A 20,006-nucleotide genomic window follows, 5' to 3' on the forward strand; every position below is an offset into this window, starting at 1 on the left:
AGTATTTATTTTTGCTGGCTTTATAATATTTTTTATACATAAAAGAAAAGCTGAACCTAGCCAATAGTTATTTATAATTATTCTTATATGTTGCTACATTTCTTAATATTACTAGACGTTAGTTATGGTAAGTTTATATTTCTAATGAGAAATAAAGATTGACTCCACATTTGCTATCAGCCAAGTGCTTCATAACTTGATATTGATACCTAACTTTGACATCGAAATAACTCATTTTAATAACGACATATAGGACATCCCATGCGCCAATGGATTGCGTTAAGTTTACTGTGTATGAGCGTATTGTTACTACCGGTCTCAGCGTCAGCCGCTTGCGCATCACCGATCAAATTTGGCGCGCTTACTTGGGAGAGTGGTCAGTTTACGACTGGGATACTCAAATATATTGCTGAGAGTGGTTACGACTGCACGATCGAAGAAGTACCTGGGGCAGGACCTGCACTCGAGACCGCATTGTCGCAAAACGATATTCAAATCATCGGCGAACAATGGATTGGGCGCTCACCGATTATGGAGCAGGCCATCAATGACAACAAAGTTGCGGTCATTGGCGATACGCTGCAGGGCGGTGCTACCCAAGGTTGGTACGTGCCGCAATACGTCATGGATGACAATCCGGGACTGCGCCGTTATCAGGATTTGCCTAAGTACGCAGAGCTATTCAAAGATCCAGAAGATCCTAGTAAATCACGGTTTATGAACTGTCCGTCAGGCTGGGCGTGTGAGATTTTTAACACCCGACTGCTCAAAAATACTGGCTTAGATGCTGTTTTTAATAATGCCCATCCGGGTACGGGTGCAGCACTCGATGCTGAGATTGCCTCCGCATTTGAACAAAAAAAACCGCTACTATTTTACTATTGGCAGCCAACGGGGCTCATCGCCAAATATGACTTTGCACCGCTAGCATTCCCTGCCCATAAGGATGAGTGTTGGCAAGACTTATTGCTGGCTGATGGCACCTTGGATTGTGTCTCTGGCTTTCCTGTGTCCCCGCTTAAAATTGCTGCATCGACGCCTTTTATCGATAATAATCCTGAATTGGCAAGCGCCTTTGAAAAAGTTCAGTTCACGCCGAACCAACTAAACAGTGCGATTTTAGAGATGAGTGAAAGCAAGCGCAGTGGTGATGAACAGGCGCTTGAGTTTTTACTTGCCAATCCAAACGTTTGGCAGGCGTGGCTACCCGAAGACGTCGCTGAAAATCTTGCTGCCAATTTAGGTATTAACCTAACGAACGATGGCACAGGCAATAGCAGTGTCAATACATCATTGAATGACGCCACCTCAAGTAATACCTTCCTAGCACTAACCTCCAGCTTTCCATCGTGGTCGCTTGAGACGCCCCTTAATAAAGCCTTAGCGACTGTGGTTAGAGATTATGGTGATGTGTTTCGGAGTATCAGTAGCGTCACTTTGACCTATTTGTTGTTGCCTATTGAGCGCCTATTGACGGTAATTCCAGCATGGTTAATTATTGGTCTGGTGACCGTATTGGCGTGGTTCGGGGTGCGCAAAGTATGGTTTGCCATTGCTTGCGGGGCAGGACTTTTTTTAATCGGTGCATTTGGACTGTGGGGCGCTTTAATCGATACCTTAGCGTTATTGATCGTCTCCGTTTTGGTAACAGTGGTTATCGGGATTCCCATCGGTATTGCTATGTCGGGTAGCCGTCTGCTGCGAAAAATTGTCACGCCGATATTGGATGTGATGCAAACCATGCCAAGCTTTGTCTATTTAATCCCCGTGCTCATGTTATTCGGTATTGGTAAAGTGCCAGCATTATTTGCCACGATTATTTATGCCTTGCCACCGCTTATTCGTTTGACGACATTGGGAATCACGCAAGTCAATCACGAAATGATCGAAGCGGGGCGCTCGTTCGGTAGCACCCACTTTCAGCTACTCATTTGGATCAAATTACCACAAGCGTTGCCCAGTATTATGGCGGGGATCAATCAGGCAGTGATGATGTCGCTTGCCATGGTCGTACTGGCGTCTATGATTGGTGCGCCGGGTCTGGGAGAAGACGTCTTGCAATCTATTCAGACGCTCAATATCGGTCAAGGACTACAGGCGGGTACGGCAATTGTCATTGTCGCGATTATCATTGACCGTATTAGCCAAGCCTTTGGTCAAGGAAAACGCGCGCGGCAAAAAACCATTGAAGCTGGCAAACGTCCTATCGGTTAAACAATAATGAGAATAGCTATGAATCATATCCAGTTAGAGAATATCAGCAAAATTTATAATGCTAATGAGTTGCAAGCACAATCAGCGTTGAAACTACTAGCAGATGGTATGGATAGTATCGCTGTCAAAAAGCAGACTGGCTATTCAGTCGGGCTTTATGATGTTAATTTGGCGATTAAAGCGGGGGAGCTGCATTGCATCATGGGACTCTCAGGCTCAGGTAAATCGACCTTGATACGTCATCTTAACCGTTTGATTGATCCGACCAGCGGCAAGATATGGGTCGACACCACTATTAACTCCAAGACCCTGTCGTCAAAAGCACAAGGCATAGCAAAAGAAAAGGCATCGACTGCTGCTGCACGAGTAACCGCTAATACAGACGAGATAAACAATACCAACTCAAGCGACTCTATTAATATTCTAGAATTGGATGATAAGGCGTTACAGCAATATCGTCAGAATACCGTCAGTATGGTGTTCCAACATTTTGGCTTGATGCCGCATATGACCGTCATACAAAATGTGGCTTATGGCTTACGTGTTCGCAAGATGAGCGTGGAAGCACGTCATGAAGTTGCGCGTCATTGGCTTAATGAGGTAGGGCTGCCCAATCTAGAGCACAGCTACCCTGATGAGCTGTCGGGCGGTATGCAGCAGCGCGTAGGGCTGGCGCGAGCCTTAGCTACTGATAACCCGATCTTGCTGATGGATGAAGCGTTCTCTGCACTGGATCCACTTATCCGCGCCCAACTACAGGATCAGCTGCTTGAGCTACAAGACCGTCTCAATAAGACCATTGTCTTCATTACTCATGATATTGATGAAGCGGTCAAAGTGGGTCAGCGTATTAGTATTTTAAATGGTGGTCGCTTGGTGCAAACGGGCACGCCTAGGGAATTAAGAGACAATCCTGCCGATGACTATGTCGCTCAATTTATGCGTGCTAAAGCCTAATAATGGATTTATTCACGTTGAGGTCACTCTGAACGTCTTTGTTATACCAAGCTAAGCAGCAGTTTTTATAGACGTTTTTGATTATCGTATGATTTTTGCTGCTAGAGGTAGTCACGCCTGCAAAAAACAACAAATATCGTTATACTGAACGGTCTTTTAAAGGCTCATGAGCATTGATTATTAGAAGCCCCAAGAGACATTTTAGTCAGTATCGCTTAGCTATTGAGCAATATGGATTTTTTACTTTTGCGTTTAAGGTTGTAACATGACGGTCACTTCTGCACCCATTATTACCTCGTTATTGGATAACGATTTGTACAAATTTACCATGCTACAAGCCATGTTACACCAGTTCCCGCAGACCCACGGTGTCTATCGGTTTCGCTGCCGTAATAATAGTGAGGCGGTCTATCCGCTGGCCGATATTAAAGAGTCGTTAGAGCAGCAATTAGATATGCTATGTGAATTGCGCTTCTTAGAAGATGAACTGGAATATTTGCGTGGATTACGCTTTATTCGTTCAGACTTCGTTGATTATTTAGAGTTATTTAAGCTTAAGCGCCGTTTTATTACCATCAGTACAGACAGCAAAGGGCGCTTGCTGATCGATATCGAAGGGCCAATGATTCAGGCGATGTTCTTTGAAGTATTCGTGCTGGCAATTGTTAACGAGCTTTATTTCAATGCCTTATCCAACCCTAGCGTGATAGAAGAGGGGCAAAGGCGCTTGGATGACAAGGTTGCGCTGTTGCATCAGTATGCAAAGCAACAAAGTACAGATAAGCCACCTTTCATCGTTGCAGACTTTGGCACACGTCGACGCTTTAGCAAAAGCTGGCAAGCGCATGTGGTAGAAACCCTGCACAAAGCTGAGCCAAAAATTGTTAGCGGCACCTCTAACGTGTATTTGGCTAAGCAGCTCGGAATGACACCAATAGGGACGATGGCGCATGAGTTTATGCAAGCTTTTCAGGCATTGGATGTGCGTTTGCGTGACTCACAAAAAGCCGCACTCGAATCTTGGGTACATGAATATCGTGGTGATTTGGGTATTGCGTTGACCGATGTCGTTGGCATGGACGCATTCCTGCGTGATTTTGATCTGTATTTTGCCAAGCTTTTCGACGGTCTACGCCATGACAGCGGCGATCCGTATATCTGGGGTGATAAAGCCATTGCTCATTATCAAAAACTAAAGATAGATCCTAAGACAAAGATTCTAACCTTTAGTGATGGTTTGACGCTTGAAAAGGCGTGGGAGTTGCATCAATACTTCAAAGAGCGTATCAGAACCAGCTTTGGTATTGGTACCAATCTCACCAATGATATGGGCATCACGCCGATTAACATCGTACTAAAATTGGTGGAGTGCAATGGACAACCTGTGGCTAAACTGTCTGATAGTCCAGGCAAAACCATGATTAATAATGATACGTATCTTGCCTATCTGCGCCAAGTTTTCGAGGTTGATGAACCTGAGTAGATGCCATTTAGCTATTTAACTATCTAATTCCTCAGTTTTTACCTCTTCAGCAAAAGCTGCATCCAATGCTTGTTGTACGGCATTGATGCGTGTCTCGCAAACGCGGTAAGCAGCAATTGATTCTTCCACCGTGGTCATCAAATTGTCGATATCAGGCTCATCTTGTTGCTGCAATTCAGCCGCATTGGTTTTTAGAATATCGTAAGCCGCTTTAAAGGTTTTTGGAGCGGCTTTTTTGCGCTTGCGAGTAGGAGTCGTCATGGGTTTTCCTGATTTTTAAAGTAAAAGTAAGTAGATAAGTAATCGTTAGATATTATTGTGTGGTTCAGTTGGTGTCTCTGAGATTTCTGTCGCTTTTCTCTCACTACTAACATCAATAATCTGAGCTTTAGCCTTGCCATCTTTTAAGACGATATGAATGGTTTGCTCAGGATAGAGCTGTGTGCTGCTAGTGAGTATTTGTTTGTCTTTATCATCAGTCAGCATGGTATAGCCTTGCTTGAGCACGCGAGACGGTCGGTGCAAAAGTACGATATCACGCAGATGGGCGCTATCACGCTGTGCCTGTATCAGCTGCTGCTGAGCGCTCTGCATAATGGTTTTTTGATAGATACCACTGTAGTTATGGGCGCTGGCTAATTGCTGATGTGCAAGGGCTTGCGTCTGTGTGTGTAACTCAGTTGTCAGTCTCGCCGCTTGCTTTACTTGCCGCTGAGCGCTCTGCTGAATACTACGCCACGCATAGTCGCTGTCTTTTTGCAGGGCAGTTAATTGACCGATGGTACGTGACTGCATTTGGCTCAATTGTCGCGCCGTTTGTTGCTCCGCGATATTGAGTTGACGCTGGGCGGATTGTTTGATTTGCGCTTGATAATGTAAAGTCTGCGTGACCAGTTGTGCTAAATGGCTATTAATGGCCGCTATCACTTTGGATGGCGTGTCAAAGCTGCTGTGCGCCACTTCATCTAAAATCACTTTATCGCGCTCGTGACCAATACCAACCCAGACGGGGACAGGCTGTTCAGCGACCAGTGCGGCAAGCTCGTAATCATTGAGGTAAGCCAAATCTCCCACCGCGCCGCCGCCACGAATAATCACTAATAAGTCAGGCAGGCGCTGATAAGTATCTTGGAATTGTTGCTGAGCACTGACGATGGCTTGGCGAATCTCGCTTGGGGCATGATTGCCTTGAAAGGTCGCGTGATGGTAGTGAAATTGACAAGCGCCTGTACTCGCTAAGCGATCCGCATCGGCTTGAAAATCACCTAAACCTGCGGCCTTTTCGGGAGCAATCACTAGGACATGCTCGATATCAAAGGGTGCAGGTAACTGTTGATTAAGCTGCAATAAGCCTTCACCAGTCAAGCGATCGACCATTTCGGCATATTGCCGTGCCAAATCCCCCAAGGTATAGCTGGGGTCAATGTCTTCAATGGTAATAGAGAAGCCATATTGCGCGTGAAAACCTGCGGAGACTTTGAGTAATACGGTCAAATCGCGCTCAAGAGGCATGCCGGTCGCTCGCTCAAATTTTGCCAATACGCGTGCAGCTTTAAAGCGCCAAAGGTTGCCACGGCAGCTGGCGACTACTTTGCCTTCCTCATCTTTTTCAGCCAACTCAAAGTAATAATGCCCGCCTTTGCTAGACAGATTACGAATTTCAGCCTTCACCCATACGCGGTGGTCAAAGGTTTGTTTGATGACCATCTCAACCGCTGATAAATAGTCACTCAAACGCAAGACCGTGTCTTCCAAATGATCTTCCTGCTCAGCCAGTTCGGCCTCCAGCGTCGCTAAATCTTTGATAGGCGCTATCACTTTTTCTGGTTTGGTATTTGAAAGATTGGGTTTGCGCATAATAGTAGACCAAGGGTTTTGAAAACAAGGGTTCTAAAAATAAGGGTTCTAAAAATAAGGATTCTGAAAACTAAGAAACTGAATAGGGGGTGTAGAAGATTAAACAGGGTAGTTTACCTCAAAAGTGTAGCTACAAAAAGTAAAGCCAGTAAGTCAGCGATCAATATATTATTTTCATCGCTGACTTACTGGCCAAACCCTATTATATTTTACACCAAATACGCTTATTTTTATTTAGCACAAGGCAAAGCTAGTACTACTCACGTGTTTATCAGCTTATTCAGTCAGCTTGAAAATTTAGTAGAATGCTTTAGCTTTGTCAGTTGATAATGGTTCTTTTATTGGCATCGGAAGTTGATCGTATACTCATAATCATCATCGCGTGACAAATTGGGTGAGCCAGTGCCGAAGATAGAGCCGATAACCGCACTCGCTTGTCCGACCATACGACCCGTGCGCTCATCTAAAATACCATTATAAGCGACTTTGTCATCAACGATAATCACTTGTTTGCTACGACAAGTGTTTTTGGCACTATCAAGCGCATTTTGCTGAGCTTTTACTTTGCTATCCGCTATCCCAGTAGTCTCGTAAATGGAATTGGCACGTTGAATGACTGGTGAAGAAGGCGTGCTCTGGCAGGCACTTAAGATAAGAGCCGTCGCCAAAGTAGCAGTGATGGTGGCAGTTTTATTAACCGTATTCATAAATTATTCCTCTTTTCTATAAATTAATCATAAAAACTAAAGACAAGTAGGGCAAGTATTTTGTTTATTAAAAGACAGACTAAATCTAACCTATTGCAGTCTGGGGTGTCTAGGCAGTTATTGTGTTCGGTATTGCGCTTGTATTACATGCTAACGTTGCAGCCAAGCAAATTATCCTAATTTTACTAGGGCGTGTCATCATTTAGATTTTAAGACCACTAAATGTATCCATGTGCTAATTGATGACACGCCCTAAGTGTTCCAAGCTATTAGCTATGATAAAACCATGTGCACTTGCCACAAACCTGAGGCGTACACAGCAAATCACTTGAAATAAAAATCATATCTAGGATAATTGAGGTATTCATTTTTAATTAGTAAGTAATTTTATGCCATTAATTCCTGCTCCTGCTGGCGTGCTCGAAGTTGACGCGCTATGGCAACAAGACAATCCTAACGATCCGAATACCGACACGGTGGCGCTGCTTTGTCATCCCAACCCGCTGTTTGATGGCACGATGAACAATAAAGTGGTCACTACAATGTACCGCTTTGCGCGTGATAACGGTATGCACGTGGTCCGTTTTAACTTTCGCGGTGTCGGTCAGTCGACTGGCGAGCATGATTATGCGGAAGGTGAGGTGGTGGATGCAATGACCGTGCTACAATGGATTGCAGAACAAACCAATGCGCGCAAGCTATGGCTTGGCGGCTTTTCTTTCGGTGGTTACGTGATTGCGCGTGCGGCTGAGCAGGTGCTTGAAGCCTCTCATGTTTGGGGGTTAAGTGATTTTGAGATTACTAAAATTGCTCTTATCGCTCCGTCTGTTGAAAAAAACGACAGCGAAGATTTAAGCTTGCCAGCTGACAGAACCTTTGAGATATATGGCAATGCTGATGAAGTGATTGATCCTGATAATATGCAGAAATTTGCAGAACGCTTAGGTTTGGCGGTCAGTGTCGTGGACGGCGCTGGACATTTTTTTCACGGTCGCTTATCTGAGTTAAAAAAACTGTTGCAACAGCATAGTTTTGATGAGCATTGAAGATCAAGTAACCTCATAAGTTTCACCACCTTCCTTGTTGAAAATAGGCGCTTAGAAATATTGCCTTGCTATCTCTAACGCCGAATCGCCTGAAAATAGTTAGTGTCATGGTCGAAGGATCAAACACGCCCTAATATTTACCTTTTTAAATGATGAGTCGTATTATGAGTTTATCTCCATTGCAACGTTACGAGCAAGCCGTCAGTACCGATGAGTTTACTCGAGATGAGCAGCAATATCAGGCCATGAGCTATCTTGATGAGCTACATCACCAGCTCACCAGTCGCGTGGAACAAAAAAAAGGCATTTTTAGTTTTTTGAAATCTAAGCCGACTGCCCCAAAAGGTTTGTATATGTGGGGCGGTGTTGGACGTGGTAAGACATGGATGATGGACATGTTTTATGATTCTTTGACGATTGATCGCAAGATGCGCCTTCATTTCCATCATTTTATGCAGCGCGTTCATCGTGAGCTAAACGCCATACAAGGCGAAAGTAACCCACTAGAGAAAGTGGCTGACATCATTTACAAAGAAGCAGTCATTATCTGCTTTGATGAATTCTTTGTCTCTAACGTCTCTGATGCGATGATTTTGGGCGATCTCTTTACCATGCTATTCAATCGTGGTATTACATTGGTCGCTACCTCAAATATTGAGCCAGCAGGACTTTATAAAGACGGTTTACACCGCGATCGCTTTATGCCCGCTATCGCTGAAGTTGAGCACCATACAGCCGTGATGAATATTGACTCCGGTATCGACTATCGTTTGCGCGTGTTGCAGCAAGCAGAGCTGTATGAATCGCCCATGACCAAAGCCAACCACCATTGGTTGGCCAACCGTTTTGCGAGTTTATCTAATAATCAAAAAATCAGTAATGAGCCGATTACTATCAATGGTCGTCAAATTAAGATTAATGCTCGTACTGAAGATGTTTTATTTTGCGACTTCCGTCATTTATGTATGGAGCCACGTTCGGCTGCTGATTTTATTGAACTCGCGAAACAGTTTAGTACGGTCTTAGTCGATTCAGTACCATCATTGGATGATGATCTGCGTGATCCAACACGGCGTTTTGTTTATCTGGTCGATGAGTTTTACGATCGCCGCGTAAAATTACTGATTCGAGCAGAGCAATCAATTCTTGAGCTGTATCAAGGCGAAAAACTGGCGTTTGAGATTGAACGGACACGTTCGCGCTTGCTTGAGATGCAATCAGAAGATTATTTAAAAATGGAGCACCGTGTCGAAAATGCAGATGCAGCTTGATGGTATGATCACTATTTAAAGTGAGAGGGTAAAGGCTGCTTGATGTTTCGTTTACGGTTTTACGATTGTCTAATCATATTTATAACGGGATAATCTGCTGATATAAACAGTAGCAGTCAATATCAATAATAAATAAGGGTGAATAATGAATAAGTCTGACGAAACTAATTCTACAACAGACAATCAAGTAAAGAAAAATGAAAAAATATCGATTAAAGCACTAACGACTGAGAGTACGCCATTTACTAGCGACGAGCTCATTCACTGGATCAATTCAAGACGTAGCGTGGGTAACTTGGATCTTCCTGCACCAACGCGCGCTCAGATTGAAGAAGCGATTGGGTGTGCCGCGACCGCGCCTGACCACAAAAAACTGCGTCCATGGCGTTTTATCGTGACTGCGGGCGATGCTCGTCATGATTTAGGGCGTGCTCTTGTCGAAGCAGCAAAAGCAAAGGCGACAGAAGAGGGCGAGGTGCTCTCTGAGAAAACAGTGAAAAAAACGCAGACGATGCCGCTGCGTGCGCCAGTTGTGATTACCGTGGTTACTCAGATGCAAGAACACAAAAAAGTACCGCATTTCGAGCAAATGTTAAGTGCAGGCGCTGCGGTTCAAAATCTTATTCTGGCTTTAAAAGCGCAGGGCTTTAGCACAGTATGGCGCACAGGTTTACTGTGTAACGAACCTGCTATAAAAGCATATTTCGGCGTAAGTGCAGATGATTATGTCACGGCTTTTGTTTATACTGGCACCAGCCCTAAAGATGAACCCACACGCAAGCCTATTGATATCGAGCCGCTGGTCCGCTTTGAGCCATAAACATACTTGAGTGCTACCGAGCTAAGATTGGTTACTTATTAAACATAACTGGTCTCAGTAGCTGTCCACTAAAGATATTATTAATAATAAGTCAGTCAATACGGATACATGCATATGACAAGCGCTAATGACAGCAATACCAACAAAGATACCAATGAAAATAGTAGCAACGAAAGTAATAAAGCAGCTGACAAACAAAACAGTCTGTTGTCGGGTATCATTGGACGAGCTAGTAAATCTGGTATTGGCCGTAAGAAGCTAGATCCTAGTGCGATAGAGTCTGCGGTGGCAAAAAACATGGCAGAGATTCATAGTAATCCTACCAAGCTGCGTTTGGCATTTTTGGGCGGTGGTAGTTTTGGTACAGCGATGGCGAACCTAGCCGCGCGTAATGGTTGTGATACCACACTGTGGGTTCGTAACAAGCGTACCGTCAAGGCGATGCAAAAGACGCAGATGAACAAGAAATACCTGCCCGGTCATAAGCTTGATGACCGCCTGAAGTATAGCCATGATTTAGCGTCAGCAGTCAAAGATACCGACATCATCTTTATTGCAGTGCCAGGCTTGGCTTTTCGTGAAACGCTGAAAAACATCGCGCCCTTTATCAGTGGGCAGTCTATTGTGTCGCTAACGAAAGGCATGGAAAAAGACACTTTTGCCATGATGAGTGATATTATCAAGGAGGTGTTGCCTGAAGTGAATTTTGGCGTTATGTCAGGGCCCAATCTTGCTATAGAAATTATGAAAAATATGCCGTCTGCGACAGTGATTGCGAGTGAGTCTGAACCACTACGTCATGCTGTACAAGCAGCACTGCATAGTGCCTTCTTTAGAGTGTTCGCCAGCGATGATATTCGCGGTGTTGAGCTGGGCGGGGCGCTCAAAAACATCTATGCTATTGCAATGGGTATGGCGGCTGCCTACGAAGTGGGTGAGAACACCAAAGCCATGATATTAACTCGCGCGCTGGCAGAGATGAGTCGTTTTGGTGTCGAAGCCGGTGCCAATCCACTGACGTTTTTAGGGCTATCAGGTGTTGGTGATTTATACGCAACCTGTAGTTCAGAATTAAGCCGTAACTACCGCATCGGTAATATGCTTGGTCGTGGCATGAGTATTGATGCCGCCGTCAAAAAGCTGGGTCAGACTGCTGAAGGCGTTAATACTATTCAGCAAGTCCACGAAAAAGCGACCAAAGACGGTATTTATATGCCTATTACCCATGCACTTTATGCGGTCATTTATGAAGATAAAGCAGCACTAGGTGTGGCGCTTCATTTGATGGAAGCGGGATTTCGTAGTGACGTCGAGTTCGTGATGGCTCATGACCATAGCAATGCTGCCCTTACTGCGCAAATGAAAGCTGCCAATAGTACCTCTAAAAACGAGAGTAGCGATAAAGACAGCGACTCTAAGTAAAATGATTGCTGAAAATGTGTAAGGTCATGTAGTGGTAAAGCAGGTTATAGAAAGGCAGCTGATAAAAAGCTAGCTGATAAAAAGGCACGCTATAGACAAGGAAAGTTATGAAAATTATACTAGTGCGTCACGGTCAAGCAGAAGACGAAACGCGTCCAGATAGCGCTCGTCAGCTGACCAAGTTTGGGCAGCAGCAAGCCGCACAAACCGCAGAATATATCACGACCAATTATAAGCCCGATCGTTTTATCGTGAGTCCTTATGATAGGGCGCAGCAAACGTTAGCAGAGCTGCAAGCGCATGCGCCTACAATACCAGCAACGGTACAAGATAATATTACACCTTCTGACGATGCCCATAGTGCGTTGACCGATATATCAAAGATTGAGGCGCAGTGTCTCGTGGTGGTGTGTCATATGTCTATCGTCGCCAATCTTGCCGGCTTACTAACGGGTGATTATCCGGAGTCGTTTTCTTTGGCAGAAGCACGAGTATTTGAGATGGATTTTATCATGTCTGGAATGGCAACCGAAGTCGATCGCTTTGTACCTGAGCAACCGTATTGATATCGCTCTTTCATTGGCTATAGTCGATCCTAAATAAAATGGATACGCTATTTCATAACGCGAAACTGGTATAAATTTTTCTGGCTTGCTGTGCCTACACCGACAGAGGCTGCAAAAAATTCATCCCAGTCCCGCTGTATCTTTTTCATATTGGAATGACTATATTTAGTAGTAGTAATATTATTAATCATGACCCTGTTTAAAAATATTAAGATGTTTTAAACATAAACATGGTCATGGGCGCTTACAGAACGTATAAGTTTGCTATTTTACGGCTTTGATAATTAAGGACACACTTGGTGTTACATGTTTGGTTAAGAGCGCAGCACAGTCCGCTAGCTGTCTGGCATGAAGACGTACAACAATGGCAGTCAGTTGCTGGCTGGCAACAGTTGCATGACATTTATAGCAGCTATAAATCCAATAGCCATAAAACAGTCTGTTTGTACTTTCCGTCAAGCCACTTATTACAAGTGGATACCGAGCTTAATGGTACTCAGCTGAAGCAATTGGGCAATACCGGTAAGCAGTATCTATTTGAAGAGACGTCCTTGACCCCTGTTGAGCAATTGGCAATACGGCAAACCAGTCTTGCTGATAGCCAGTATTTATATGCGCTCGCGCAGGGTGATATTGAGGCATGGCAGCAAAGTGCCAAACTTGTCGGGATGAGTATCGCGGCATTACTGCCTGACTTTTTATTATTACCGGTGCCAGAAGAAGGCGCGGGGCAGCAAATCACTCTATATCAAGATGACCAGACGATGTTGCTACGCCAATCATTATATCAAGGGATGGCGGTCAGCTATTTACCGTTGATTTTTGAGCGCTTTCCGCAGTTGAGTGAAGTGACTGTAGTGCCAAGCATTGAAGCTTTTGATAATATAAGTTTTTCAGACCTTGATGCTACAAAATCTGATCCTAGTATCGATTTGCAAAACCCAGTAACGACCACCGATTTTTCGGCACAAACAGCCGCGCTTATCGCAGATCATCAGCTGTTACTGACTATGTTAACCAGTACGCCAAAGCCGATTGATAGCCCTGAACGTCACGCCCTTAATTTCTTTATCAAATCAACCGATTCGCAATTATCGCCTTACCTACGTGTGGCAATGATGGTAGCGCTGTCAGCCCTAGTGCTGCAAATAGCGACAGATGGGGTACAGTTTTACCAATATAATCAGGCGACGGTGGCAACAAAAACAGCGATTACTAATCAATATCAGTCTTGGTTTCCTGATGAACGTCTAAATCCCCGAACCAATTTGACCACGCAAATGGCGCCAAAACTGGGTACCAATGGTCAAGCATCCCCACACATAGCCGTGTTATCACGCATATCACCACTGATTAAGCAATCCTCCTTAAAGGCACAGTCTTTGGTTATGCAACCATCCGCGCTCAGTTTTATTTTGATTGCGCCTGACCGAGATAGCCTTGATAAATTTGCCAATACCCTGTTCACCCAAGGATTAACGGCCAAGTTAGAACGGGTAAATAGCAATGAGCAAGGGCAGTTTAGTGGGCAAATTACTGTGAGTATAAATGAAGAAGGTACTACGCCAGAAAGCATTGGTGCAGATAAGGTAGCAGCATCTTAAGCTCGCTGAGAACTTCAACTTCTTATGACTGATATATTTTTGATGACAATAAGTATTATAGTAGTCACTTGATCGCAAACTATTGGCAATAAAGGTTAGAGAATGAAACGATTACAGCGCCGTGCCAAACGTAGCACCACCGCCCCTAAAGCAAGCGCTTTTTCAGAGCGGGTGAATAGTTATCAAAATGTCCTATCATCACGCTGGCAGGCATTGTCTCCACGCGATCAATTAGCATTGGCCGTATTGTCTGCTTTTCTGCTGTTATTTGTGGGTGGCTACGGCGGTTATACGGTTCATCAAGCTGCAAGCGATAGCAAAGGTGAGTATCAAGAGCAAGTTGCCGACTATTTTTGGCTGCGCGCGCAAGCGGGTAATATTGATAGTAATACAGTCAATACTGTAGATGGGGCAGCCGCTATGCCACCTGCCAGTACTGTCAGCGCGCTGTTAAATACTTCGGGTATTACAGATGCGCAAGTAGTCGCGGCTGGCGATGCAATTCAACTGAGCTTTACCAATGCCAGTCAGGCGGTTGTGAGTGCGGCACTTGGTAAACTTAAACAGCAAGGTTGGCAATTTACTCAGCTCTCGATGCAACAGGACGCAACCACCAAAGCCATTGAGGTACAAGCGACTGTCACTTCTTAGAATCATAGTCAATTCTATATAAATCAGACTTCCTTTTATCCAAATTATATTGAACCGATGATACGCTTAGGATTTTCTGCATAAGAAAAGTCACAGCGTAAACCGTGTTTTATTAACATTACTTTCACCCACTGTTACTGCTTCATATTTTGAATTGAACTTCATTGAAAAATATCCTATCCGACACAATTAAAGTTTTGTGGCACGCTTTAGTGATAGGCGTTTTCTATAAAGTATTTCTATAAAATGTTTTCCTGAGCTTGAATGGATAAGCATCTGCGTCAACAGACTAATGTGAAAATTAAGACGTCTGATTATAATATGACCTGTTAAGGATCAAGACACATGATAAACGATAATATAAGCGGCAACATGAGTGACAGTAAACGCCGTTCTTTGACCACTTATAATCACATCACCTATCTATTGTATGTGATCAGTTATTTTACGGCTGGTCTATTGTGGATTGTGCCGATTATCATGAATTATGCTAAGCGCCACGATGCGGACGGCTCATGGCTCGCCACACATTTTGATTGGCAAATTAAGACATTTTGGTACAGTATCGTCTGGTTTATCATAGGCATTCTTATCATCACGTTTGCTTTGGGTGGCTTTGGCGTCAGCATGCTTGCTGATAGCAGCAATATAGCCATCGGTTCATTTTTATTGGTCAGTGTTGGTTTTATTATTATGGGACTGACCTTTATTTGGCATCTTTATCGTATTATACGAGGTTGGATTGCCTTAACAGATGGGCGACCTGTGCCATAATATGGGCAATCTCATATCAGTTTGATACGGTGTTTAGCAGCGCTTATTGACTTTTTGGAATAGAAATTTGCTGTATGAAACTTTGGTCTTATTTCTGTTAAGCTGATATAATCGCTGCGCTTAACCTCTTTCGTTTTTCTCATTCATCATTGCTTTTCGAGCAGGGTCTGTCGTTACTATGTCTTATGCCTTACTTCGCCCTTTTTTATTTAAGATGGATCCTGAACACGCCCATGAGATGACTTTATCTTTATTAGATAAAGCTCATAAAGCGCGTGCTTTAGGTTTGGTATATGGTCAGTCGATGCAACCCACAGACTGTATGGGATTACAATTCGATAATCCAGTCGGTCTTGCAGCAGGGTTGGATAAAAACGGCGATTATATCGACGCACTTGCCGAGCTTGGCTTTGGCTTTATAGAAGTGGGTACGGTCACGCCAAAGCCGCAAATAGGCAATGATAAGCCACGACTATTTAGAATCAAGCAAGCCGATGCTATTATCAATCGTATGGGCTTTAACAATCAGGGCGTTGATTATCTGATTGAAAACGTCAAACGCTGCAAATACAAAGGCAATATCGGCATCAATATCGGTAAAAATGCCAGTACGCCAGTGGAACAAGCCGCTGATGATTACGTCTATTGCTTAGAGCGGGTTTATCCACACGCTTCCTATATTACCGTCAATATCTCATCGCCAAATACCAAAAACTTACGTGATTTGCAGAGTGGTGAAGCGTTAACGCAGCTACTTGATACGATTAAAAATCGTCATAATCAATTGGCAACAGAGTATGGCTTTTATGTGCCATTGGTCTTAAAAGTAGCCCCTGATTTAGAGCCACTACAAGTGGATTATATTGCACAGCAGTTGTTAGATTTTGAGATTGATGGTTTGATAGCTACCAACACCACATTGAGCCGCGTCGGTGTCGAAGACTTGCAAGATGGTGACCAAGCCGGTGGCCTATCTGGTCGTCCAGTGAGCCACATTAGCACCCAAATTTTACAACAATTCTCTGATCAGCTGGATGGTAAAGTAGCTTTGATTGGCGTGGGTGGTATTGATAGCGGTGCCAAAGCGGTTAAAAAGATTGAAGCAGGTGCCGATATGGTACAGCTTTATACTGGGCTGATTTATCGAGGTCCTGGGCTGGTACAGTCTTGCCTTCAAGCGATTGGTGGCTATTACGATGCCATGGAAGGTTAGACAACCCCTAAAAACGAGGCGTTATATATGAGTGGTCTAGACATCGTGATTGCTATTGTAGTCTTGATTGGCTTATGGCGTGGCTTTCAGGTAGGACTCATTAAGACGGCAGTAGGTCTGGTAGGCTGGTTTATTGCTCTCATTGCTGCCACGCGCTTAGCAGGCTCAGTTGCTCCGCAGTTATCAGGTGTTGTACAAGCTCCTGTCTTACAAATGGCAATGGCATTTTTAATCGTTGTGATTGTTATATTGGCGATTATGCATCTAGTGGCTTTTGTATTTTCAGGCGTGCTAAAAACTTTGCGTTTGGGCGTAGTAGACAAAATGGCAGGTGGTGTCCTTGGGGCAGCCAAAAATGTATTGATGGTGTTGGTTGTGCTTAGTGTTAGCGCACCACTATTGGTACAAATGCCGCAATGGCAAACCTCGGTGCTCGCGCCTGAACTACTGCCTTATGCACCGATGGGCAAAGCTTTGGTCTCAGATGTGCTCGGTATGGCTTGGGATCAAGTCAACCAGTCTTAATGCTTAGAACTTGCCTTAGACTTATTCTTTGTTCCTAAGGCCTGCATTTCTAACCTGCCAAACTTACATATATTTTGATATTACCAATTAAAATTCCAAAGACTCTCATTTTAAAGCTTGTGTTTTTAGAGCATTATTTTTTAAACAATGCGATGCCAAAAATCATAACTGAGTCTTTGTAATGCATCCTTGATAAAAAGTTATTTGATAGCATTTAGAGTTCATAAATTCCGATTTATGAATGATTGATGACTTTGCCGACTATACATCAGCAAGGAAGTTGTCATCAAGATTTTAAGCTTAAGCAACATCATCAGGTCAGCGGCAAGGGTTAGATAGCTGTTTTTTATAAAACACTGTCAAGATTATGCCGTTATTGTTTTACTAATGTGTGGTTCAAAATAGGATATAACTATGTGTGGAGTCATTGGAGTTGCAGCTCATGAGCCAGTTAATCAGATTCTTTATGATGGCTTAACAATGCTACAGCATCGTGGGCAAGACGCGGCAGGTATCGTGACTTTGCAAGATGGTCGGCTTTATTTGCGTAAAGAAAACGGCATGGTACGTGACGTTTTTATGAATCGCCACATGATGAAGCTGGTTGGTAAATTTGGTATCGGTCATGTGCGCTATCCGACGGCAGGCAGCTCAAGCAGTGCAGAAGCTCAGCCGTTTTATGTCAACTCACCCTATGGTATTACGCTGGCACATAATGGTAATTTAACCAATGCTGAAAGCTTGGCTAAAGCCTTGTACAAAGAAGACCGTCGTCATCTGAATACCGACTCAGACTCGGAAGTATTGTTAAATGTACTTGCGCATGAGATGCAGAATTTGGGCAAAACACATCCAACGGCTGATGATATTTTTGAAGCGGTCAAAGCAGTTTATAGCCGCTGCGAAGGCGCTTATGGTGTCGTTGCCTTGATTACTGGTCATGGCTTGCTTGCTTTTCGTGATCCAAACGGTATTCGTCCGCTCATCTTTGGTGAGCGTTTGGCAGCCAATGGCGGCACAGAATATATGGTTGCCTCAGAATCAGTTGCATTGACTGGCTCTGGTTTTACCATCATTCGTGATGTTAGACCTGGTGAAGCGATTTTTATTGATTTGGACCATCAGCTGCATACGTATCAGTGCGTTGAGCAGCAAGAGTATACGCCTTGTATCTTTGAATACGTCTATTTTGCTCGTCCAGACTCTATTATGGACAATATCTCAGTCTATAAATCGCGTCTGCGTATGGGTGAGAAGCTTGGTGATAAAATTCTTGCAGAATGGGGTGAAGATCACGACATCGATGTGGTCATTCCTATTCCGGATACTTCGCGTACCTCAGCGATGGAGCTGGCGCTCAAGATGAATATCAAGTACCGTGAAGGGTTTATGAAAAACCGTTATATCGGTCGTACCTTTATTATGCCAGGTCAGCAGCAACGCAAAAAATCAGTACGTCAAAAGCTTAGCGCTGTACCGTTAGAGTTTAAAGGTAAAAACGTCTTACTGGTTGATGATTCAATCGTTCGTGGCACTACTTGCCATGAAATCATCCAAATGGCGCGTGATGCAGGTGCACGTAAAGTATTCTTTGCCAGTGCAGCGCCACCCGTAAAATATCCAAACGTCTATGGCATCGATATGCCAGTGCGCAGCGAGCTTATTGCTTCAGGACATAGCGTTGAAGAAGTGCGTAAAATCATTGGTGCTGACCGCTTGATTTTCCAAGACTTAGACGATTTGATCGAAGCGGTAAAAGACACCAAGTACAGTAAAGTCGAAGGCTTTGACTGTGCGGTATTTAATGGTTGCTATATTACTGGGCAAATCAATGAAGCCTATCTTGAGCATCTGCAAGAGCAGCGCAGTGATACCGCTAAGACCGGTAAAAAAGGCGTACAAATAGTGGCTGATACACCCGTAGATATGATGGGTGTCGAAGAGCTTTAAGGCGCTACATACTTAAAATTCTGTATATAAAAAGGCTGGATTCTTGATAGAATCCAGCCTTTTTTATTGCTTAAAATAAGAGATATCCTTTGAAAACCGCTATTTATGGTAAGAGGTGATCTTGGGAATATATATAGCGCTTTATTGGTAGGATTACCACATTAGATCATCTGGAATCACATAGGCGGCATAAGGATCGTCATCCGCTAACTCATTGTCTGAGGTATCGTTAGACACCACCATAAAGCCTTCCAATTTTGTATCTATACGATCGGCTAAAGGGCGAGGAAGCAGGGCATAGCTTTCTTCCAAGCGTGCAATGACCACATGACCCGCCACGATTTGATCGTATAATTTTTGCGTGATAAAGATTTTTTTGACTTTAGCATGATCAACGAATTGATAATTGACCTCACCCTGTGTATCAGTGATTTGATGCTGTCTAATCATTTGGACGATATTGGCTTTTAGCATTTTCTCTTCTAAAAGCTGCTGTTTTTCTTGATTCAGCTTTTGATCCTTTTCCAGCTTTTTTGCTTGGGCTTCCGCCAACGCTTTTTTGGCTTCCACATTGGACACATCGCCAGTGCGCTTGGCATGTTCAGACTGCTTGCTTATCTTTTTGGCTTTTTTGCTATCAACCAATCCCGCTTTTAAAAGTTGAGCTTGTAGGGCATTTTTGGCCATAATTTTATTACCTAGATGATAAAAATAAAAACTAAATAGTAGCAAATTTTGCGGCAGTGTGCCGTTAATTCATTCCAGACAGTAAAAGTGCGCATTGTTGTATAAAACACATAGTCGATACTAAATAAAATAGGTACACGACATTATGATGCGTGGCTGGCACAAATTTTTCTTGCTTGCTGTGCCTATGCAGACAGAGGCTGTAAAAGATTTATACCAGTCACGCTGTCTCTTTTTTATATTGACCTGACTATAAGTA

18 protein-coding genes are annotated in these 20,006 nt (G+C 43.7%); 14 read left to right on the top strand and 4 right to left on the bottom strand.

Annotation, left to right across the window (positions count from 1 at the left end; translation table 11 throughout):
* The first annotated feature begins 261 nt into the window (after positions 1 to 261).
* The 3 genes from RH96_RS05520 (at position 262) to pncB (ending at position 4,654) form a co-directional block, all read left to right on the top strand.
* On the top strand, positions 262 to 2,214 hold the full coding sequence (locus RH96_RS05520) for a glycine betaine ABC transporter substrate-binding protein (RefSeq protein WP_010198294.1): 1,953 nt from the start codon (positions 262 to 264) through the stop codon (positions 2,212 to 2,214).
* A gap of 18 nt (positions 2,215 to 2,232) precedes the next feature.
* Positions 2,233 to 3,171, top strand: coding sequence for an ATP-binding cassette domain-containing protein (locus RH96_RS14530; protein WP_010198297.1), 939 nt, complete (start codon positions 2,233 to 2,235; stop codon positions 3,169 to 3,171).
* A gap of 265 nt (positions 3,172 to 3,436) precedes the next feature.
* Entirely contained in the window at positions 3,437 to 4,654 is a 1,218-nt protein-coding gene (gene pncB / locus RH96_RS05530) for a nicotinate phosphoribosyltransferase (protein ID WP_010198300.1), read from the top strand.
* A gap of 15 nt (positions 4,655 to 4,669) precedes the next feature.
* On the opposite strand, the gene xseB is transcribed toward pncB, so the two are convergent.
* The 3 genes from xseB to RH96_RS05545 form a co-directional block, all read right to left on the bottom strand.
* Complete coding sequence (xseB, locus tag RH96_RS05535; protein ID WP_010198302.1) at positions 4,670 to 4,915, bottom strand: exodeoxyribonuclease VII small subunit; 246 nt, start codon at positions 4,913 to 4,915, stop codon at positions 4,670 to 4,672.
* Positions 4,916 to 4,960: 45 nt separating this feature from the next.
* Positions 4,961 to 6,511, bottom strand: coding sequence for an exodeoxyribonuclease VII large subunit (xseA, locus tag RH96_RS05540; protein WP_010198304.1), 1,551 nt, complete (start codon positions 6,509 to 6,511; stop codon positions 4,961 to 4,963).
* A gap of 338 nt (positions 6,512 to 6,849) precedes the next feature.
* Positions 6,850 to 7,218 carry a hypothetical protein gene (locus tag RH96_RS05545; RefSeq protein WP_010198306.1) on the bottom strand — a complete coding sequence of 123 codons (369 nt, stop codon included), beginning with the start codon at positions 7,216 to 7,218 and terminating at the stop codon, positions 6,850 to 6,852.
* A gap of 389 nt (positions 7,219 to 7,607) precedes the next feature.
* On the opposite strand from RH96_RS05545, the gene RH96_RS05550 reads away from it, so the two are divergent.
* The 11 genes from RH96_RS05550 to purF all read left to right on the top strand — a co-directional run bounded on the left by RH96_RS05550 (position 7,608) and on the right by purF (position 19,060).
* Complete coding sequence (locus RH96_RS05550; RefSeq protein WP_010198309.1) at positions 7,608 to 8,264, top strand: alpha/beta hydrolase; 657 nt, start codon at positions 7,608 to 7,610, stop codon at positions 8,262 to 8,264.
* Positions 8,265 to 8,428: 164 nt separating this feature from the next.
* Positions 8,429 to 9,535 (top strand): cell division protein ZapE, encoded by a 1,107-nt coding sequence (gene zapE, locus RH96_RS05555; protein ID WP_010198312.1) that lies wholly within the window; start codon positions 8,429 to 8,431, stop codon positions 9,533 to 9,535.
* 145 nt (positions 9,536 to 9,680) lie between these two features.
* On the top strand, positions 9,681 to 10,355 hold the full coding sequence (locus RH96_RS05560; protein ID WP_010198315.1) for a nitroreductase: 675 nt from the start codon (positions 9,681 to 9,683) through the stop codon (positions 10,353 to 10,355).
* A gap of 114 nt (positions 10,356 to 10,469) precedes the next feature.
* Positions 10,470 to 11,777, top strand: a complete 1,308-nt coding sequence (locus RH96_RS05565) for an NAD(P)H-dependent glycerol-3-phosphate dehydrogenase (protein ID WP_010198318.1) — start codon at positions 10,470 to 10,472, stop codon at positions 11,775 to 11,777.
* 107 nt (positions 11,778 to 11,884) lie between these two features.
* The gene (gene sixA / locus RH96_RS05570) at positions 11,885 to 12,343 is read left to right on the top strand and encodes a phosphohistidine phosphatase SixA (protein ID WP_010198321.1); all 459 of its coding nucleotides are present in this window, start codon (positions 11,885 to 11,887) and stop codon (positions 12,341 to 12,343) included.
* A 299-nt stretch (positions 12,344 to 12,642) separates the two neighbouring features.
* Positions 12,643 to 13,947, top strand: a complete 1,305-nt coding sequence (gene gspL / locus RH96_RS05575; protein WP_010198324.1) for a type II secretion system protein GspL — start codon at positions 12,643 to 12,645, stop codon at positions 13,945 to 13,947.
* Between the two features lie 102 nt (positions 13,948 to 14,049).
* Entirely contained in the window at positions 14,050 to 14,598 is a 549-nt protein-coding gene (gene gspM, locus RH96_RS05580; RefSeq protein WP_010198326.1) for a type II secretion system protein GspM, read from the top strand.
* 345 nt (positions 14,599 to 14,943) lie between these two features.
* A complete protein-coding gene (locus tag RH96_RS05585) occupies positions 14,944 to 15,372 on the top strand; it encodes a DUF4870 family protein (RefSeq protein WP_010198328.1) in 429 nt (142 codons plus the stop codon).
* A gap of 178 nt (positions 15,373 to 15,550) precedes the next feature.
* The gene (locus tag RH96_RS05590) at positions 15,551 to 16,585 is read left to right on the top strand and encodes a quinone-dependent dihydroorotate dehydrogenase (RefSeq protein ID WP_010198332.1); all 1,035 of its coding nucleotides are present in this window, start codon (positions 15,551 to 15,553) and stop codon (positions 16,583 to 16,585) included.
* Positions 16,586 to 16,612: 27 nt separating this feature from the next.
* Positions 16,613 to 17,110 (top strand): CvpA family protein, encoded by a 498-nt coding sequence (locus RH96_RS05595; RefSeq protein ID WP_010198340.1) that lies wholly within the window; start codon positions 16,613 to 16,615, stop codon positions 17,108 to 17,110.
* Positions 17,111 to 17,524: 414 nt separating this feature from the next.
* Positions 17,525 to 19,060 (top strand): amidophosphoribosyltransferase, encoded by a 1,536-nt coding sequence (gene purF, locus RH96_RS05600; RefSeq protein WP_010198341.1) that lies wholly within the window; start codon positions 17,525 to 17,527, stop codon positions 19,058 to 19,060.
* A 153-nt stretch (positions 19,061 to 19,213) separates the two neighbouring features.
* Here the strand turns inward: purF and RH96_RS05605 are convergent, their stop codons facing one another.
* Positions 19,214 to 19,747: a DUF2058 domain-containing protein gene (locus RH96_RS05605; protein ID WP_010198342.1), complete on the bottom strand. Its 534-nt coding sequence runs from the start codon at positions 19,745 to 19,747 to the stop codon at positions 19,214 to 19,216.
* Positions 19,748 to 20,006: the final 259 nt, after the last annotated feature.

Origin of the sequence: Psychrobacter sp. PAMC 21119 (assembly GCF_000247495.1) — a bacterium.
Lineage (GTDB): Bacteria > Pseudomonadota > Gammaproteobacteria > Pseudomonadales > Moraxellaceae > Psychrobacter > Psychrobacter glaciei.

Coding starts and splice junctions, on each gene's coding strand:
- RH96_RS05585 (WP_010198328.1), top strand. CDS start 14,944: ATGATAAACGATAATATAAGCGGCAACATGAGTGACAGTAAACGCCGT.
- xseB (WP_010198302.1), bottom strand. CDS start 4,915: ATGACGACTCCTACTCGCAAGCGCAAAAAAGCCGCTCCAAAAACCTTT.
- xseA (WP_010198304.1), bottom strand. CDS start 6,511: ATGCGCAAACCCAATCTTTCAAATACCAAACCAGAAAAAGTGATAGCG.
- pncB (WP_010198300.1), top strand. CDS start 3,437: ATGACGGTCACTTCTGCACCCATTATTACCTCGTTATTGGATAACGAT.
- RH96_RS05545 (WP_010198306.1), bottom strand. CDS start 7,218: ATGAATACGGTTAATAAAACTGCCACCATCACTGCTACTTTGGCGACG.
- sixA (WP_010198321.1), top strand. CDS start 11,885: ATGAAAATTATACTAGTGCGTCACGGTCAAGCAGAAGACGAAACGCGT.
- zapE (WP_010198312.1), top strand. CDS start 8,429: ATGAGTTTATCTCCATTGCAACGTTACGAGCAAGCCGTCAGTACCGAT.
- RH96_RS05595 (WP_010198340.1), top strand. CDS start 16,613: ATGAGTGGTCTAGACATCGTGATTGCTATTGTAGTCTTGATTGGCTTA.
- RH96_RS05605 (WP_010198342.1), bottom strand. CDS start 19,747: ATGGCCAAAAATGCCCTACAAGCTCAACTTTTAAAAGCGGGATTGGTT.
- RH96_RS05565 (WP_010198318.1), top strand. CDS start 10,470: ATGACAAGCGCTAATGACAGCAATACCAACAAAGATACCAATGAAAAT.
- RH96_RS05520 (WP_010198294.1), top strand. CDS start 262: ATGCGCCAATGGATTGCGTTAAGTTTACTGTGTATGAGCGTATTGTTA.
- purF (WP_010198341.1), top strand. CDS start 17,525: ATGTGTGGAGTCATTGGAGTTGCAGCTCATGAGCCAGTTAATCAGATT.
- RH96_RS05560 (WP_010198315.1), top strand. CDS start 9,681: ATGAATAAGTCTGACGAAACTAATTCTACAACAGACAATCAAGTAAAG.
- gspM (WP_010198326.1), top strand. CDS start 14,050: ATGAAACGATTACAGCGCCGTGCCAAACGTAGCACCACCGCCCCTAAA.
- RH96_RS14530 (WP_010198297.1), top strand. CDS start 2,233: ATGAATCATATCCAGTTAGAGAATATCAGCAAAATTTATAATGCTAAT.
- RH96_RS05550 (WP_010198309.1), top strand. CDS start 7,608: ATGCCATTAATTCCTGCTCCTGCTGGCGTGCTCGAAGTTGACGCGCTA.
- RH96_RS05590 (WP_010198332.1), top strand. CDS start 15,551: ATGTCTTATGCCTTACTTCGCCCTTTTTTATTTAAGATGGATCCTGAA.